Consider the following 16,974-nt stretch of genomic DNA (forward strand, 5'->3'; position numbering starts at 1 on the left):
TTCATCAGGCGCGGAACTCATCAAGGCGCGGGAATAAAATCCCATTCAGACGCCGGATAGATTCAAGCAAGCCAACTTGTCGTCAAAATCGGTGTTGCAAAAACGGGAGTGACCATAGATTCCGTTTATATCGTGTACGTCAGTAAATGTAGCTTATGAATCAGTGACAAGGATTGGCGATTACAGTGGTTTGCCGTAGAATGTCCGCCCTCATTACGAGTCACCAAGGTGGTTACACACAAACCCCGCTTCGGTCTGCTGCCCGGAGCGTCTATATGGGACAGCGCAAAAATTGAATACTCAATCCCGTTCACGTTCACCGCTGGTGCAACTGGAACGAATTCGTAAAAGTTTTGATGGTAAAGATGTCATTTCCGACCTCAATCTGACCATCAATGATGGTGAATTCCTCACGCTGCTTGGCCCTTCTGGCTGCGGCAAGACAACCGTACTGCGCCTTATCGCCGGGCTGGAAAGCGTCGATAGCGGCCATATCCACCTTGAAAAGCAGGACATTACCCAGGTCCCCGCTGAAGATCGTCACGTTAACACCGTTTTTCAAAGCTATGCTTTGTTCCCGCACATGACCGTGTTTGAAAACGTTGCGTTTGGTCTGCGGATGCAAAAAACACCGGCCAGCGAGATCCCGCCGCGCGTGACCGAGGCGCTACGGATGGTACAGCTGGAGGAGTTTGCTCAACGCAAACCGCATCAGCTGTCTGGTGGTCAACAGCAACGTGTGGCCATCGCCCGTGCGGTGGTCAAAAAACCGCGTCTGCTTCTGCTGGATGAGTCCCTCTCCGCGCTGGACTACAAACTGCGCAAGCAGATGCAGAACGAGCTTAAGGCCCTGCAGCGTAAGCTCGGCATCACCTTCGTCTTTGTGACGCATGACCAGGAAGAAGCGCTCACCATGTCCGACCGTATCGTAGTGATGCGTGATGGCAAAATCGAGCAGGACGGCACGCCGCGTGAAATTTACGAAGAGCCGAAAAACCTGTTTGTGGCCAGCTTCATTGGCGAGATCAATATCTTCAACGCCACGGTTGTCGAGCGTCTGGATGAGCAGCGCGTTCGGGCGAATGTCGAAGGCCGCGAGTGCAATATCACCGTTAACTTTGCCGTTGAGAAGGGACAAAAGCTCAACGTGCTGTTACGCCCGGAAGATCTGCGCGTCGAGGAGATCCACGGCAATGCGCAAGCCGAAGGATTGATCGGCTATATCCGCGAGCGTAATTACAAGGGGATGACGCTGGAATCCGTTGTCGAACTGGAAAACGGTAAGATGGTGATGGTCAGCGAGTTCTTTAACGAGGACGACCCGGACTTTGATCACTCGCTCGATCAAAAAATGGTTATTAACTGGGTAGAAAGCTGGGAGGTTGTGCTGGCTGATGAAGAACACAAGTAAATTCCAGAATGTGGTGATTGCCACGATCGTCGGTTGGCTTGTGTTGTTTGTCTTTTTACCCAACCTGATGATCATCGCCACCAGCTTCCTGACCCGCGACGATGCCCACTTTGTGGCGCTGGTCTTTACGCTGGATAACTACTCACGTCTGCTCGATCCGCTCTACTTTGATGTGCTGCTGCACTCATTGAACATGGCGCTGATCGCCACCGTTGCCTGCCTGGTGCTGGGGTATCCCTTCGCGTGGTTCCTGGCGCGTCTGCCACAAAAAATCCGCCCGCTGCTGCTCTTTTTACTGATTGTGCCGTTCTGGACCAACTCCTTAATTCGCATCTACGGGCTGAAAATTTTCCTCAGCACCAAAGGCTATCTGAACGAGTTTCTGCTGTGGCTGGGGGTGATTGATACGCCAATCCGCATTATGTTTACCCCGGGCGCGGTGATTATTGGTCTGGTCTATATCCTGCTGCCGTTTATGGTGATGCCGCTCTACTCCAGCATTGAGAAGCTGGATAAACCGCTGCTGGAAGCGGCCAAAGATCTGGGGGCGAATAAGCTGCAGACCTTTATCCGCATTATCATTCCGCTGACGATGCCCGGCATTATCGCGGGCTGTCTGCTGGTGATGCTTCCGGCGATGGGCTTGTTCTACGTCTCTGACCTGATGGGCGGTGCGAAAAACCTGCTGATCGGAAACGTGATTAAGAGCCAGTTCCTTAACATTCGCGACTGGCCGTTCGGCTCCGCCACCAGCATTACGCTGACGGTGGTGATGGGTCTGATGCTGCTGGTTTACTGGCGCGCGTCGCGGCTGCTGAATAAGAAGGTGGAACTCGAATGATCGGTCGACTGCTTCGCGGCGGTTTTATGACCGCCATTTACGCTTACCTGTATATTCCGATTATCATTTTGATCGTGAACTCGTTTAACAGTTCACGCTTCGGGATCAACTGGCAGGGCTTTACCACTAACTGGTACAGCCTGCTGATGAACAACGACAGCCTGCTCCAGGCCGCGCAGCACTCATTAACGATGGCGATTTTTTCAGCAACGTTCGCCACGCTGATTGGTTCTCTCACCGCCGTGGCACTGTATCGCTACCGCTTTCGCGGTAAACCGTTCGTCAGCGGCATGCTGTTTGTGGTGATGATGTCACCGGATATCGTCATGGCGATTTCTCTGCTGGTACTGTTTATGCTGCTGGGTGTCCAGCTCGGCTTCTGGTCGCTGCTGTTTTCCCACATCACCTTCTGCCTGCCATTTGTGGTGGTGACGGTCTATGCACGCCTGAAAGGCTTTGATGTGCGTATGCTGGAGGCCGCAAAAGATCTCGGCGCCAGCGAGATGACCATTTTGCGCAAAATTATCCTGCCGCTGGCGATGCCCGCCGTCGCGGCCGGGTGGCTGCTCAGCTTCACCCTGTCGATGGATGACGTTGTGGTCTCCTCTTTTGTGACCGGGCCGAGCTATGAAATTCTGCCGTTGAAAATCTATTCGATGGTGAAAGTCGGCGTCTCGCCTGAGGTGAACGCGCTGGCGACCATACTGTTAGTGTTCTCTCTGGTACTGGTGATTGCCAGCCAGATTATTGCTCGTGATAAAACAAAATCTCAGGGGACAATGAAATGAAAAAAATGCTTGCCGCTGCGGCACTGGTGCTCGGAATGGGCGTCGCGCACGCTGATGACAGCAAAACGCTCTACTTCTATAACTGGACTGAGTATGTGCCGCCGGGTCTGCTGGAGCAGTTCACCAAAGAGACGGGCATTAAGGTCATCTACTCTACCTACGAGTCCAATGAAACCATGTACGCCAAGCTTAAAACGTACAAGGACGGCGCGTACGATCTGGTGGTGCCATCGACCTACTTCGTCGACAAGATGCGTAAAGAGGGCATGATCCAGAAGATCGACAAGTCGAAGCTGACCAACTTCAACAACCTCGATCCGCAGATGCTCAACAAACCGTTCGATCCGAACAACGACTACTCCATTCCGTACATCTGGGGTGCGACCGCCATCGGGGTTAACAGCGAAGCAATCGATCCTAAAACCGTCACCCAGTGGGCCGACCTGTGGAAGCCTGAATACAAAGGCAGCCTGCTGTTAACCGACGATGCCCGTGAAGTGTTCCAGGTGGCGCTGCGCAAGCTGGGTTACTCGGGCAACACAACGGACCCGAAAGAGATTGAAGCGGCCTATAACGAGCTGAAAAAACTGATGCCTAACGTGGCGGCGTTCAACTCCGATAACCCGGCGAACCCGTACATGGAAGGAGAAGTGAATCTCGGCATGGTGTGGAACGGCTCTGCATGGGTTGCGCGTCAGGCCGGTACGCCGCTGGAGGTCGTCTGGCCGAAAGAAGGCGGTATCTTCTGGATGGACAGCCTGGCTATTCCTGCGAATGCGAAAAACGTTGACGGTGCCCTGAAGCTCATTAACTTCCTGCTGCGCCCGGACGTGGCGAAGCAGGTTGCCGAGACCATTGGCTACCCAACGCCAAACCTGGCCGCCCGCAAGCTACTGAAGCCTGAAGTGGCGAATGATAAATCCCTCTACCCGGATGCCGACACCATCAGCAAAGGTGAATGGCAAAACGATGTCGGCGATGCGAGCCGTCTGTATGAAGAGTATTACCAGAAATTAAAAGCCGGCCGATAAGGGCCGCAGATGGCCCTTCACGTCGCTACGCCGTGAGGGGCCTTAACCCGCCGCATTTTCCCCCGCCCAGATCGTCGCCGTTCTCATGGCATCGACAACGTCGTCATCCGACAGCCCAAGACCGTTCGCTATCCTGGCCGCCTCCTCCCACTCCTGCTGTTCATAGTGGCGGCACAGCGTCACCATATCGGCTAACACGCCTTCCTGATGACACAGGGCCTGGCTGACAGCCTGCGGCACCGCTATTTGCTTCATCAACTCCGCCATTGGCAATTCAAGCAAGGTATCGAGCAGAGAGAACAGGCCACACATAAACGCGTTTTCCGCCAGCCCCGGCGCAGGCATCTTCTCTGCAATCAGCTCACAGAATTTGCCCCGCATCATGCTCAGAGGATACAGCTCGTCGACGGTGTCGTTGCCAGCACTGGCCAGCACCACCACCGCGACAAAGCGTCGCAGCTGATTTTCCCCCAGATACCTGAGGACTTCGCTGAGCGTTAACTTACTAAAATTGCAGGCACCGACGTGTTTAAACGCCGTGTGTTTCATATAACGCATGATTTTATAGGACAAGGTGAGATCGGTTTTTATTAACGACTCGATGATCCGAAAATCAGGTTTATTCCGCCCTACTTCCATCTGCAGGCGGAAAATCGCCAGTTGATTTTGTGATAAGCGCTTATATTTAATCACTTCAGGACGACAGAAAAAGTAACCCTGAAAAAGCGAAAAACCGGCATCACGATAGCGTTTGAATTCCTCTTTAGTCTCAACTTTTTCAGCGAGATACTTTATATGGTGGGTCAGGCTTTTACGTGTACGCAGGTAATCCTGAATTTGCGCTAAGGTATAATTTCTGACATCAAATTTAAGTACAGAAATATAGGGTAAAAAGCGATCCCATTCCGGCGCGAGGGTAAAATCATCAAGCGCAAAGCGATATCCGTGCGCATTCATCTCTTTCACGGCCTGCAATAACGCCTCGCCGGGAACCGCATCTTCAAGGATCTCGATGACCACGCTCTCCTTGTCCAGCGCTTCACCGCTACGGTCGATGACCATTCTGGATGGAAAGTTGATAAACAAGGTCTGTGTCCCGGCGATACGCTGAGACGGTACAGATAAAAAATGGTCGGATATCATTCTGGATGTTGCATATTCTGCCGATACATCCGGAAAACGGTTTGCCATCCCATCCCTGAAAAGCAGTTCATAAGCTACCGTATTCATATCCGGGTTAAAAATGGGTTGTCTCGCAATAAATCCGTACATATCCCATCCTCCTTATCGACGTTATATTTATTAGCATCCTCTTTCTACACCACGATAACGAGCATTATTAAGCACTATTTTGATTGAATGCACAAAATAATAGCATCCACACTAATTAACAGGGCTTATATTCTGGTTTAGTAAACATCATTAATGGTAATTTCAGCGCACGAGTTTATAAAAAAAAAGCACCCACTGAATGGGTGCCTTTTCATACTGTCGCTATTACAGACCTTTGAGCAGCTTATCGACGAACTCGGGTACGACCTCGCTTGCCAGCCCATAGTGCTTCTCTTCAAATTCGCTTCCCACCTGGCTGGGTTCGAGGTTCAGCTCTACGGTATGCGCACCGTGCAGACGCGCTTCGTGAACAAACCCCGCCGCCGGATAGACATGCCCTGAGGTACCGATGGCGATAAACACATCCGCCATGGCCAGCGCGCTGTAAATCTCATCCATCCCCAGCGGCATTTCACCAAACCAGACCACATGCGGACGCAGACGCGAAGGGAACTGGCAGCAGTGACATTTATCCTCAGGCAGCACGTCCTCTTTCCAGTCCAGCACCTGGCCGCTCCAGGCACAGCGCACCTTCAGTAGCTCGCCGTGCATGTGGATGATGTTTTTGTTGCCGGCTCGCTCGTGCAGGTTATCGATATTCTGCGTAACCAGCAGAAAACGGTCACCCAGCGCCTCCTCCAGCTTCGCCAGCGCCAGATGCGCCGGATTAGGCGCTATTTCTGGCTGCTGAAGCTGACGACGGCGGGCATTGTAAAATGCCTGCACAAGATCCGGGTCACGGGCGAAGCCTTCTGGTGTCGCCACATCCTCAACACGGTGCTCTTCCCACAACCCGTCCGCAGCACGGAAGGTTCGAATACCGGACTCGGCAGAGATCCCCGCCCCGGTCAGCACCACCACTCTCGGTTTATCCATCGCTTCTGGCATCATTCTGTCTCTGAAAAAGATCCGCTGGCGCAAACGCTCACGTAAGCGGCGTTTATTTTTGCGAAAACGGCTGAGTCGACCCTGGCGACGCGACAGCATAGTAACCTCGTAAACTAATCGGTGAGATGAAGGAATGCGGCTCCGCGCATGCCTCCTGCGTCCCCGTGTCGCGCACGTTCAATACGCGGCACGCGGGCGACTGGCAATAAATGTCGGGGCAGACGCCCGGACAGGTGTTCCGTTATCGCGGTAAAGTTTGATAACCCGCCCCCAATCACCAGCAGATCCGGATCGACGATGGTGAGGATATTCCCCAGACACACCGCCAGCAGATCGAGATAACGTTCAACGTGCTCTCGCGCCTGCGCATCGCCCTGCTCCCACAGGGTAATGATTTGAGGGGCTTCGAGTTTCTGATGATAGAAGTGTTCGTAAAGCCATGCAAACCCACGACCTGACAGGTAGTTCTCAATACAGCCATGCTGACCACAGCCGCAGCGGGTAAGCGGGAAATCGCGTCCCACGACCTCAAGCGCATCTACCGGTAAACGGATATGACCAAACTCTCCCGTGATATAGCTGCGCCCGGTGATCGGTTTGCCATTAATCACAATTCCCCCGCCAACGCCGGTGCCAAGAATCAACCCCATCACCAGCGGATAGTGACGGAATTCATCATCCCAGGCTTCAGAGAGCGCAAAGCAGTTGGCATCGTTATCTAAACGCACGTCGCGTTCAAGGAGAGCAGTGAGATCGGCGCGCAGCGGTTTGCCGCTGGCAGCAGGGACGTTGGCGGCATACAGCGTGCCGTCGTCGGTTTCAGGCATGCCTGGAATACCGATGCCGACGCTGCCTTTTACGCCAAAGCGTTCATCCGCTTGCGCCACCAGCGCGGCAATGGCGGTTAAAAATTCATCGTAGCTTTCGCGCGGCGTGGGAACGCGGGTTTCCCACTGCAGTTTGAGATTGTTATCAAACGCGCCGAGCGCAATTTTGGTGCCGCCAATATCAAATCCGTAATACATAACGCATTCCTCTTTTAACCTGGCGGCCCGTAAGCCGCTAGATCATGACGTAATTACTGGCCACTTAATACCCTCGCCGGATCAATTCGGCTTGCGCGACGCGCCGGATACCAGCTTGCCAGCAGACTCAGTAAAAGTGCTGTAACCAGCACATAAATAACGTCCAGCCAGTGCAATTCAGACGGCAGGAAGTCAATAAAATAGATATCACCCGACAGGAACTGGTGGCCGATCAGCTTCTCAATCCCGTTGATGATTGGCGTAAGCTGTAACGACACCACGACGCCAATCACCACCCCGCACAGGCTACCGAACAGCCCCGCCAGCAGACCATACCAGACAAAGATGGCGCGAATAAGACCGTCCTTTGCCCCAAGGGTACGCAGAACCGCGATGTCGCCACTCTTGTCTTTGACCGCCATAACCAGCGTCGAGACGATATTAAAGCACGCCACACCAATCACCAGCACCATCGCCAGATACATGATGGCGCGGATCATCTGGATATCACGATACATATACCCGTAAGTGCCGATCCAGCTTTTGATGTAGACATAGTTATTGGTCACGCTGCCCGCATCACGCACCAGTTTATTGGCATTGAAGACGTCGTTGACCTTAATGGCGATGCCCGTCACGCTGTCGCCCATGTCCAGATACTGACGTGCGTCTTCCAGCGGTACCATTGCAAAGCTGTGATCGAGTTGACCGCTCAGTTGCAGGATGCCGGTAACGTGCAGACGCACGCGCTTAGGCTGCTGCAATTTATGGTCAGCGCTGGCGTTTGGGATCATGATCGACACCCAGTCGCCCTGCTTCACTTTCAGCGCGTCGGCCACACCTTTGCCCATGATGATCTGTTGCTCACCGGCCTTAAAGTTTGCCCACGCACCGTTCTGCACATATTTCGGCAGCGCGCTCAGACGCGCCTCCTGCGCCGGGTTCACCCCTTTCACCTGGATGGCGCGCAGGTTAACACCGCTTTCCACCAGCCCTGTAAAGTTGATGTAAGGTGCAGCGGCGGCAATGCCCGGCACGTTTTCCACTTTGCTGAGGGCGTCACGCCAGTTGTTCCACGGCTGATTAACCGGTTCAATTTCGCCGTGCGGCACAACGGCCAGAATACGGTTATTCAGCTCACGCTCAAAACCGTTCATGGCGCTTAATCCCACAATCAATACCGCCACGCCGAGCGCAATACCGATGGTGGAGATCACCGAGATAAGAGAGACCATCCCGCCGCGACGACGGCCGCGGCTGAAGCGTAGCCCGATGAGTAACGATAACGGTGAGGCCATTACTCCGCTCCCATCAGAGTCAGTTCAGCGTTCAGATGACCGTCACGCATCTCAAGCTGGCGTCCCATCCGTTTTGCCAGCTGCAAATCGTGGGTCACCACCAGAAACGCCGTCCCCTGTGAGGCATTCAGCTCACCCAGAAGCTGGAAAATACTGTCAGCATTGCGCGCATCCAGGTTGCCGGTTGGTTCATCCGCCAGCACCAGACGCGGGTTGTTCACCAGCGCACGGGCAATAGCCACACGCTGACGCTCGCCACCGGACAGCTCAGACGGGCGGTGGTCACCGCGATGCCCCAGGCCTACGGCTTTCAGCATGTCGCTGGCACGGGCATTAATTTCTGCCGGTTTCTTTTTACCAATCAGCAAAGGCATCGCCACGTTTTCCAGCGCCGTGAAATCTGGCAGCAGATGGTGGAACTGGTAGATAAAGCCCAGCTCACGGTTACGCAGCTCCGCTTTTGCCGCAGAAGACATTTTGCTCATCGGCTGGCCAGAGAAAATCACGTCGCCACTGGTCGGCGTATCCAGCCCGCCCAGCAGGTGTAATAAGGTACTTTTGCCGGAACCGGAGCTGCCGACAATCGCCATCATCTCGCCTTCGCCCACGCTGAAGCTCACATTGTGCAGCACATCAGTCTGTACAGAGCCTTCCTGATAGCGTTTGGACAGGTTGTCGCATTGCAACAGGATCTTATTCATAACGTAAAGCCTCAGCGGGTTGAGTGGCGGCAGCGCGCCAGGAAGGATAGAGCGTAGAAAGCAGCGCAATGGCCATCGCGGCCAGCGCAATACCGACCACCTGCAGCGGTTCGATAGCAACCGGCAGCGCCGCGCCATCAAGCAGCGCGCCGATGATCGGCATTAAGTTATTCAACTGACTGGCCAGCAGCGCCCCGAGAACGGCCCCGAGTAACGCGCCAATGATCCCGGCGCTGGCCCCCTGCACCATAAAGACGGCCATAATCTGGCGCGGCGTCAGCCCCTGGGTTTGCAGGATGGCAACTTCGCCCTGCTTTTCCATTACCATCAGACCAAGCGAGGTGATGATGTTAAACGCCGCGACCGCGACGATCAGGCTCAGCAGCAGGCCCATCATATTTTTTTCCATACGCACAGCCTGGAACAGTTCGCCTTTACGCTCGCGCCAGTCCTGCCATTTTGTGCCTTCCGGCAAGGTTTGCTGGCTGAGGGTATCGACCTTCAGCGGTGCGTCGAGCCACAGACGCCAGCCGGTAATGTTGCCCACCGGATAACGCATCAGACGCGAAGCATCCTGGATATTCATGAGCATCTGGTAGCCGTCAACTTCGCTGTTGGCGGCAAACGTGCCAATAACCGTGAACAGACGCTGGTTGGGCAAACGTCCCATCGGCGTAAACTGGCTGGCAGACGGCACCATCACGCGCAGCTGGTCGCCACGGTTCACGCCAAGCTGCCCGGCAAGCTGCTCGCCGAGGATCACGTTGTATTTGCCCGCTTCCAGATCGCTTTGCTTCACGTTGACCAGATACGGCGTGAGCGGATCTTTTTGCGCCGGGTCAATCCCCAGCATGACGCCCACCGCCACGCTGCGGGCGCTTTGCAGGACGACATCACCCGTTGTCACCGGCGCAACGCGCGTGACACCCTGTAACTTCGCCGCACTTTCCGGCAGTTGTTGCGGGTTAACGGAACCGTTGGTTGAAGAGAGAATGGCCTGCGGCATCAGCCCCAGGATGTTGTTTTGCAGCTCGCGCTCAAAGCCGTTCATGACGGAAAGCACCGTCACCAGTGCCATCACGCCAAGCGTAATGCCAATAGTCGAAAGCCAGGAGACAAAGCGACCGAAACGGTCCGCGGCGCGCCCACGCATGTAGCGTAAGCCTATGAAGAGTGCGACAGGTTGATACATGAAGTCCGTCTGTTTGCTGATAGCAGACCCACGAGTATATAAGCGAATCCGTTAAGCGTAAATGACTGAAACAGTAAGCTTTGGTAATCATTTTTCTGAAAAATTCAGATAAATCAGAACGCTACTCTTCGAATTATGGCGCTACACCCTCCACCTTTTCCGAAAAACTTCCTGATACAGACTGTTTCCCGTTACATCCCGGCTGCGTTTACCAACAATTGTTCGTTCGTTTATGGCAATAAGGTAGTTGCGAACAATGAAGCAAAAAGCATTATGGATTAACCAGATAAAGGGGCTGTGTATCTGCCTGGTGGTGATCTATCATTCGGTTATCACATTTTATCCCCATCTGACGGGGCTACAACATCCGTTGTCCGGTCTTCTCGCCAAATGCTGGGTCTATTTTAACCTTTATCTCGCGCCCTTCCGTATGCCGGTATTTTTCTTCATATCCGGTTATCTCATCCGTCGCTATATTGACGAGGTGAACTGGCGCACCAGTTTTGACAAACGGATCTGGAGCATTGTCTGGGTCCTTGCGCTGTGGGGCGTATTGCAATGGCAGGCGCTGAGCCACCTCAATGCCTGGCTGGCACCTGAACGTGAGCTGGCCACCTCCTCGAACGCCGCGTATGCCGATTCACTTTCCGGGTTTGCGTGGGGGATGCTCACTGCCAGCACCAGCCTGTGGTATCTGTACGCCCTGGTGGTCTATTTCACGCTATGTAAACTGCTTAGCCGCTGGAAGCTGCCCGTACTGGGGCTGCTGGCCCTGGCCAGCATCGCGATCAATTTCCTGCCGCTGCCGTGGTGGGGAATGAACAGCGTGGTACGCAATATGATCTACTACAGCCTTGGCGCGTGGTATGGCGCAGAGCTGATGGTCTGGATGAAGGGGCTGAACCTGCGTCGCACCTGGCTGGCGCTGGCCGCTTTTGCTGCGGTCTCCGTGGTACTGTGGTTTGCTAACGTTCCGCTGCTGCTTTCCCTGCTGTCGATCGTGCTGATCATGAAGCTTTTCTATAGCCTCGAGCAGCGTTATGCCGTTCATCCCAGCAACCTGCTTAACGTTATCGGCTCAAACACCATCGCTATCTACACCACGCACCGCATCCTGATAGAGGCCTTCAGCCTGTTCCTGATCGGTGAAATGAATGCTGCCTACTGGCCGGTCTGGGCCGAGCTTGCCTTGATCCTGGTCTACCCATTTGCCAGCCTGTTGATCTGCACCCTCGCCGGACTTGGCGTACGCAAAATATCGACGGCACTGTTTGGCGATCTGTTCTTCTCTCCCCCTTCCGCGAGCGCACTGTCTCCGGCAACCCGATAATACCGCCCTCGCCCCCCGTCCGGGGGCGAATCTTCCCGCGTTGCAGTTCAGATTTGCTTATGCAAAACGATCGAGGATAATAAAGACATTGCGTATCAGTGATATGCCCCAATACTGTTGGTATATCCACAAGAGACTCTGACATAGCCATGCCTGAACACTATCGTTATTCCCTGCCTGTTAAAGCGGGCGACCAGCGCCAGCTGGGCGAACTCACTGGCGCTGCGTGCGCCACGCTGGTGGCAGAAATCGCTGAGCGACATCCTGGTCCGGTGGTGCTGGTCGCCCCGGATATGCAAAATGCGCTGCGACTGCATGATGAAATTCGCCAGTTCACCGATAACCTGGTCTTCAGTCTGGCCGACTGGGAAACGCTGCCGTATGACAGCTTCTCCCCGCATCAGGAGATCATCTCCTCGCGCCTGTCGACCCTCTATCAGTTACCGACCATGCAGCGCGGCGTGCTGATCGTTCCGGTCAACACCCTGATGCAGCGCGTCTGTCCTCACAGCTATTTGCACGGCCATGCGCTGGTGATGAAAAAAGGTCAGCGCCTGTCCCGGGACGATCTGCGCGCGCAACTGGACAGCGCCGGATACCGTCATGTCGATCAGGTTATGGAGCACGGGGAATACGCCACGCGCGGTGCGTTGCTCGACCTGTACCCGATGGGCAGCGACCAGCCGTATCGACTGGACTTCTTCGACGATGAGATCGACAGCCTGCGCGTATTCGACGCCGACACGCAGCGCACGCTGGAAGAAGTGGAAGCCATCAATTTATTACCCGCCCATGAATTCCCGACGGACAAAACCGCTATCGAGCTGTTCCGCAGCCAGTGGCGCGACAAGTTCGACGTTAAGCGCGACGCTGAGCATATCTATCAGCAGGTCAGCAAAGGTACGCTTCCTGCCGGGATCGAATACTGGCAGCCGCTGTTCTTTAACGAGCCATTGCCCGCTCTGTTCAGCTACTTCCCGGCGAACACGTTGATTGTCAACACCGGTGATATCGACGCCAGCGCCAGCCGCTTTGAGAGCGAAACCCGCGCGCGCTTTGAAAACCGGGGCGTAGACCCGATGCGTCCGCTGCTGCCACCTGAAGCGCTGTGGCTGCGCACCGACGAGCTCAACGCCGAACTCAAGCGCTGGCCTCGCGTACAATTGAAAACCGATACGCTTGCCGATAAAGCTGCCAACACCAATCTTGCATTCCAGAAGCTGCCAGATTTAGCCGTTCAGGCACAGCAGAAATCCCCGCTGGAGAGTCTGCGCAAGTTCCTTGAGGCCTTTACCGGCCCGGTTGTCTTCTCCGTTGAGAGTGAAGGCCGCCGTGAAGCGCTGGGCGAACTGCTGGGGCGGATTAAAGTTGCTCCGAAACGCATTTTGCGCCTGAGCGAAGCCACGGGGACGGGGCGTTATCTGATGATCGGTGCCGCCGAGCACGGGTTTATCGATACCCTCAACAACGTGGCATTAATCTGTGAAAGCGACCTGCTGGGTGAACGTGTTGCGCGCCGCCGTCAGGACAGCCGTCGCACCATTAACCCGGATACGCTGATCCGCAACCTGGCGGAACTCCATCCGGGCCAGCCGATTGTGCACCTTGAACATGGCGTGGGTCGTTATCAGGGGATGACGACGCTGGAGGCCGGTGGCATCAAAGGTGAATACCTGATGCTGACCTACGCCAACGACGCCAAACTCTACGTGCCGGTCTCATCCCTGCATCTGATCAGCCGCTACGCCGGGGGTGCAGAAGAGAATGCACCATTGCATAAACTGGGCGGTGACGCCTGGGCGCGCGCGCGGCAGAAAGCGGCGGAAAAAGTGCGTGATGTGGCGGCCGAGCTGCTGGATATCTATGCCCAGCGTGCGGCCAAAGAGGGCTTTGCCTTTAAGCATGATAAAGAGCAGTACCAGCTGTTCTGCGACAGCTTCCCGTTTGAAACCACGCCGGACCAGGCTCAGGCCATCAATGCCGTGTTAAGCGACATGTGTCAGCCGCTGGCAATGGACAGGCTGGTCTGTGGCGATGTCGGCTTCGGGAAAACCGAAGTAGCCATGCGCGCGGCGTTCCTCGCCGTTGAGAATAACAAGCAGGTGGCGGTGCTGGTACCCACCACCCTGCTCGCTCAGCAGCACTTCGATAACTTCCGCGACCGCTTTGCCAACTGGCCGGTACGCATCGAGATGCTGTCACGTTTTCGCAGTACCAAAGAGCAAACGCAAATCCTGGAGCAGGCCAGCGAGGGTAAGATCGATATTCTGATCGGCACCCACAAACTGCTGCAGAGCGACGTGAAGTGGAAAGATCTGGGGCTGCTGATTGTTGATGAAGAGCACCGTTTCGGGGTACGCCATAAAGAGCGTATTAAAGCGATGCGTGCCGACGTCGATATCCTGACCCTGACCGCGACGCCAATCCCGCGAACCCTGAACATGGCGATGAGCGGCATGCGCGATCTGTCAATTATCGCCACGCCGCCGGCGCGTCGTCTGGCCGTAAAAACCTTTGTGCGAGAGTACGACAATCTGGTAGTGCGTGAGGCCATTCTGCGTGAGGTGCTGCGCGGCGGTCAGGTCTATTACCTCTACAACGACGTGGAAAATATCCAGAAAGCGGCAGACCGGCTGGCAGAGATGGTGCCGGAAGCGCGTATTGCCATCGGTCACGGGCAAATGCGCGAACGCGAACTGGAACGGGTGATGAACGACTTCCACCACCAGCGCTTTAACGTGCTGGTGTGTACCACCATCATTGAGACCGGGATCGATATCCCGACGGCCAACACCATCATCATTGAACGCGCGGATCATTTCGGTCTGGCACAGCTTCATCAGCTGCGTGGCCGCGTCGGGCGTTCGCACCATCAGGCCTATGCATGGCTGCTGACGCCGCATCCAAAAGCGATGACCACCGATGCGCAAAAACGTCTGGAAGCGATTGCCTCGCTGGAAGATCTGGGCGCTGGCTTTGCACTGGCGACGCACGACCTGGAGATCCGCGGTGCGGGTGAGCTGTTGGGTGAAGATCAAAGTGGCTCGATGGAAACCATCGGTTTCTCGCTCTACATGGAGCTGCTGGAAAACGCGGTCGATGCCCTTAAGGCCGGACGCGAACCGTCGCTGGAAGATCTCACCAGCCAGCAAACCGAAGTTGAGCTACGCATGCCGTCTCTGCTGCCGGACGATTTCATTCCGGATGTGAACACCCGCCTGTCGTTCTACAAACGTATCGCCAGTGCGAAAAATGAGAACGAGCTGGAAGAGATCAAAGTCGAGCTTATTGACCGCTTTGGCCTGCTCCCGGATGCCGCACGCAACTTGCTGGATATCGCGCGGCTGCGTCAGCAGGCGCAGAAGCTGGGCATCCGTAAGCTTGAGGGCAACGAGAAAGGCGGCGTGATTGAGTTTGCCGAGAAAAACCACGTTAACCCTACGTGGCTCATCGGTTTACTGCAAAAGCAGCCGCAGCATTTCCGCCTGGATGGGCCAACGCGGCTGAAATTTACGCAGGAGCTGACGGAGCGTAAAACCCGTATGGACTGGGTACGCAACTTTATGCACCAGCTGGAAGAGAACGCGATCGCATAATCTGCTCTGCCCCCGGTTGCGCCATGCTACCGGGGGTAACAATTTACAAACTCTTTTCACTTCACCCGATCTTCCCGACAGACCCCTTCGCCATAATTATCACTAACCGTTATAAAACAATCACCCTGTCATTTATATGGATTATAGTGATGATGACCTCTTCGCGTTTCACTCGCTGGATAACCGTGTTAGCGCTGGGCGCAACGGTCGCGGTTGCACTTCCCGCTCGCGCAAACACCTGGCCACTCCCGCCTGCAGGCAGTAAGGTGGTTGGGGAAAACCGTTTTCATGTGGTTGAAAACAATGGTGGATCGCTAGAGGCGATTGCCAAAAAATATAACGTCGGCTTTCTGGCCTTACTGCAGGCCAACCCCGGCGTTGACCCTTATGTCCCGCGCGCTGGCAGCGTGTTAACCATCCCGCTGCAGACGATTTTGCCGGATGCGCCGCGCGAGGGGATCGTGATAAACCTTGCCGAACTGCGTCTTTACTATTACCCGCCCGGTAAAAATGAGGTGACCGTATACCCTATTGGTATTGGCCAGTTGGGCGGCGACACGCTGACCCCGACGATGGTTACCACCGTATCAGACAAGCGTGCAAACCCAACCTGGACGCCAACGGCCAATATTCGTGCCCGCTATAAAGCGCAGGGGATCGATCTGCCCGCCGTTGTACCGGCCGGCCCGGATAACCCAATGGGCCACCATGCCATCCGCCTCGCGGCCTATGGCGGCGTGTACCTGTTACATGGAACGAACGCGGACTTTGGTATTGGCATGCGCGTCAGCTCCGGCTGTATTCGTCTGCGCGATGACGATATCAAAACGCTCTTCAACCTGGTTACGCCGGGCACCAAAGTGAACATCATTAATACCCCGATCAAGGTCTCTGAGGAGCCAGGCGGCGTGCGACTGGTTGAAATTCACCAGCCTTTATCGAAAAACATTGATGACGATCCTCAGACGCTGCCAATCAACCTGAATGCGGCGATGGTGAGTTTTAAAACCGATGCAAGGACGGATGGCATTGTGATGGAGCGGGCAATGGAAGCACGTTCGGGCATGCCGACTGACGTCACACGACATCATGGTGTCGCCCAGCAGTCGATGTAAACCCAAACGCAAAAACGCCCTGCACATGCAGGGCGTTTTTTTAGCAGTGGCATAAATGAGGGTTTAGCCAGGCTTATTTGTAAATAACAGCGGTACCGTGAAGGGTGTTAGGACCGGTTACAGAGGTAATGCGGAACGATTTCGCACCCATCTCATCCGCTTTTTGCGCCAGCTGGTCTTCCAGTGAACCCAGGTTAGTCCCGGCGCTGGCAGAGATGGTCCCTACTTTATGCTGGTCAGCAGGCGTTGACTGGACTTCCACAGCAGCAAAGCTTGCGAAAGAGAGTGAGCTAAGAACAGCAGCGGCGATGAGGGTTTTTACGTTTTTCATGATTTTTACCTTTGGCAGATGAATTTTGAGGTCGTTAGCTATTTAGTTAACGATCGATAGGTAAATGATAGATGTGATCCAGCTCACACGTCAAC

The 16,974-nt window shown here is 54.9% G+C and carries 14 protein-coding genes; 7 read left to right on the forward strand and 7 right to left on the reverse strand.

Going from position 1 to position 16,974, the window contains the following annotated elements:
• Positions 1 to 292: 292 nt before the first annotated feature.
• From potA to potD, 4 genes are read left to right on the forward strand one after another with little or no spacing between them, the layout of a single operon-like run.
• Positions 293 to 1,411: a spermidine/putrescine ABC transporter ATP-binding protein PotA gene (gene potA, locus APU11_RS07475; RefSeq protein WP_058651560.1), complete on the forward strand. Its 1,119-nt coding sequence runs from the start codon at positions 293 to 295 to the stop codon at positions 1,409 to 1,411.
• Positions 1,395 to 2,252 carry a spermidine/putrescine ABC transporter permease PotB gene (gene potB, locus APU11_RS07480; RefSeq protein WP_013097090.1) on the forward strand — a complete coding sequence of 286 codons (858 nt, stop codon included), beginning with the start codon at positions 1,395 to 1,397 and terminating at the stop codon, positions 2,250 to 2,252. Before potA ends, potB begins: the two co-directional genes overlap by 17 nt.
• A complete protein-coding gene (gene potC / locus APU11_RS07485; RefSeq protein WP_013097091.1) occupies positions 2,249 to 3,040 on the forward strand; it encodes a spermidine/putrescine ABC transporter permease PotC in 792 nt (263 codons plus the stop codon). Before potB ends, potC begins: the two co-directional genes overlap by 4 nt.
• A complete protein-coding gene (gene potD, locus APU11_RS07490) occupies positions 3,037 to 4,071 on the forward strand; it encodes a spermidine/putrescine ABC transporter substrate-binding protein PotD (RefSeq protein ID WP_013097092.1) in 1,035 nt (344 codons plus the stop codon). Before potC ends, potD begins: the two co-directional genes overlap by 4 nt.
• A 42-nt stretch (positions 4,072 to 4,113) precedes the next feature.
• Here the strand turns inward: potD and APU11_RS07495 are convergent, their stop codons facing one another.
• The 6 genes from APU11_RS07495 to lolC form a co-directional block, all read right to left on the reverse strand.
• Positions 4,114 to 5,343: an HDOD domain-containing protein gene (locus APU11_RS07495; RefSeq protein ID WP_058651561.1), complete on the reverse strand. Its 1,230-nt coding sequence runs from the start codon at positions 5,341 to 5,343 to the stop codon at positions 4,114 to 4,116.
• Positions 5,344 to 5,568: 225 nt separating this feature from the next.
• Positions 5,569 to 6,390, reverse strand: coding sequence for a Sir2 family NAD+-dependent deacetylase (gene cobB, locus APU11_RS07500; protein ID WP_029881967.1), 822 nt, complete (start codon positions 6,388 to 6,390; stop codon positions 5,569 to 5,571).
• A 14-nt stretch (positions 6,391 to 6,404) separates the two neighbouring features.
• Positions 6,405 to 7,316, reverse strand: coding sequence for an N-acetylglucosamine kinase (gene nagK / locus APU11_RS07505; RefSeq protein WP_058651562.1), 912 nt, complete (start codon positions 7,314 to 7,316; stop codon positions 6,405 to 6,407).
• Between the two features lie 53 nt (positions 7,317 to 7,369).
• A complete protein-coding gene (gene lolE / locus APU11_RS07510) occupies positions 7,370 to 8,614 on the reverse strand; it encodes a lipoprotein-releasing ABC transporter permease subunit LolE (RefSeq protein ID WP_013097096.1) in 1,245 nt (414 codons plus the stop codon).
• Positions 8,614 to 9,315 carry a lipoprotein-releasing ABC transporter ATP-binding protein LolD gene (lolD, locus tag APU11_RS07515; RefSeq protein ID WP_013097097.1) on the reverse strand — a complete coding sequence of 234 codons (702 nt, stop codon included), beginning with the start codon at positions 9,313 to 9,315 and terminating at the stop codon, positions 8,614 to 8,616. The genes lolE and lolD overlap by 1 nt, the downstream gene beginning before the upstream one ends.
• Complete coding sequence (lolC, locus tag APU11_RS07520; protein WP_058651563.1) at positions 9,308 to 10,507, reverse strand: lipoprotein-releasing ABC transporter permease subunit LolC; 1,200 nt, start codon at positions 10,505 to 10,507, stop codon at positions 9,308 to 9,310. Before lolC ends, lolD begins: the two co-directional genes overlap by 8 nt.
• 256 nt (positions 10,508 to 10,763) lie before the next feature.
• Between lolC and APU11_RS07525 the strand changes: the two genes are divergently transcribed.
• From APU11_RS07525 to APU11_RS07535, 3 genes are all read left to right on the forward strand, one after another.
• A complete protein-coding gene (locus tag APU11_RS07525; RefSeq protein ID WP_058651564.1) occupies positions 10,764 to 11,837 on the forward strand; it encodes an acyltransferase family protein in 1,074 nt (357 codons plus the stop codon).
• Positions 11,838 to 11,986: 149 nt separating this feature from the next.
• Positions 11,987 to 15,433 carry a transcription-repair coupling factor gene (mfd, locus tag APU11_RS07530; RefSeq protein WP_058651565.1) on the forward strand — a complete coding sequence of 1,149 codons (3,447 nt, stop codon included), beginning with the start codon at positions 11,987 to 11,989 and terminating at the stop codon, positions 15,431 to 15,433.
• A gap of 149 nt (positions 15,434 to 15,582) precedes the next feature.
• Positions 15,583 to 16,548, forward strand: coding sequence for a L,D-transpeptidase family protein (locus APU11_RS07535; protein ID WP_058651566.1), 966 nt, complete (start codon positions 15,583 to 15,585; stop codon positions 16,546 to 16,548).
• 73 nt (positions 16,549 to 16,621) lie between these two features.
• On the opposite strand, the gene bhsA is transcribed toward APU11_RS07535, so the two are convergent.
• Entirely contained in the window at positions 16,622 to 16,879 is a 258-nt protein-coding gene (bhsA, locus tag APU11_RS07540) for a multiple stress resistance protein BhsA (protein WP_013097102.1), read from the reverse strand.
• Between the last annotated feature and the right edge of the window lie 95 nt (positions 16,880 to 16,974).

The organism is Enterobacter sp. 50793107 (assembly GCF_001463365.1).
GTDB classification, from domain to species: Bacteria; Pseudomonadota; Gammaproteobacteria; order Enterobacterales; family Enterobacteriaceae; genus Enterobacter; species Enterobacter cloacae.

Bases quoted from the DNA above. Each gene is read 5' to 3' on its own strand.
- potB (WP_013097090.1), top strand. From the start codon at position 1,395: ATGAAGAACACAAGTAAATTCCAGAATGTGGTGATTGCCACGATCGTC.
- potC (WP_013097091.1), top strand. From the start codon at position 2,249: ATGATCGGTCGACTGCTTCGCGGCGGTTTTATGACCGCCATTTACGCT.
- potD (WP_013097092.1), top strand. From the start codon at position 3,037: ATGAAAAAAATGCTTGCCGCTGCGGCACTGGTGCTCGGAATGGGCGTC.
- APU11_RS07495 (WP_058651561.1), bottom strand. From the start codon at position 5,343: ATGTACGGATTTATTGCGAGACAACCCATTTTTAACCCGGATATGAAT.
- cobB (WP_029881967.1), bottom strand. From the start codon at position 6,390: ATGCTGTCGCGTCGCCAGGGTCGACTCAGCCGTTTTCGCAAAAATAAA.
- nagK (WP_058651562.1), bottom strand. From the start codon at position 7,316: ATGTATTACGGATTTGATATTGGCGGCACCAAAATTGCGCTCGGCGCG.
- lolE (WP_013097096.1), bottom strand. From the start codon at position 8,614: ATGGCCTCACCGTTATCGTTACTCATCGGGCTACGCTTCAGCCGCGGC.
- lolD (WP_013097097.1), bottom strand. From the start codon at position 9,315: ATGAATAAGATCCTGTTGCAATGCGACAACCTGTCCAAACGCTATCAG.
- lolC (WP_058651563.1), bottom strand. From the start codon at position 10,507: ATGTATCAACCTGTCGCACTCTTCATAGGCTTACGCTACATGCGTGGG.
- APU11_RS07525 (WP_058651564.1), top strand. From the start codon at position 10,764: ATGAAGCAAAAAGCATTATGGATTAACCAGATAAAGGGGCTGTGTATC.
- mfd (WP_058651565.1), top strand. From the start codon at position 11,987: ATGCCTGAACACTATCGTTATTCCCTGCCTGTTAAAGCGGGCGACCAG.
- APU11_RS07535 (WP_058651566.1), top strand. From the start codon at position 15,583: ATGATGACCTCTTCGCGTTTCACTCGCTGGATAACCGTGTTAGCGCTG.
- bhsA (WP_013097102.1), bottom strand. From the start codon at position 16,879: ATGAAAAACGTAAAAACCCTCATCGCCGCTGCTGTTCTTAGCTCACTC.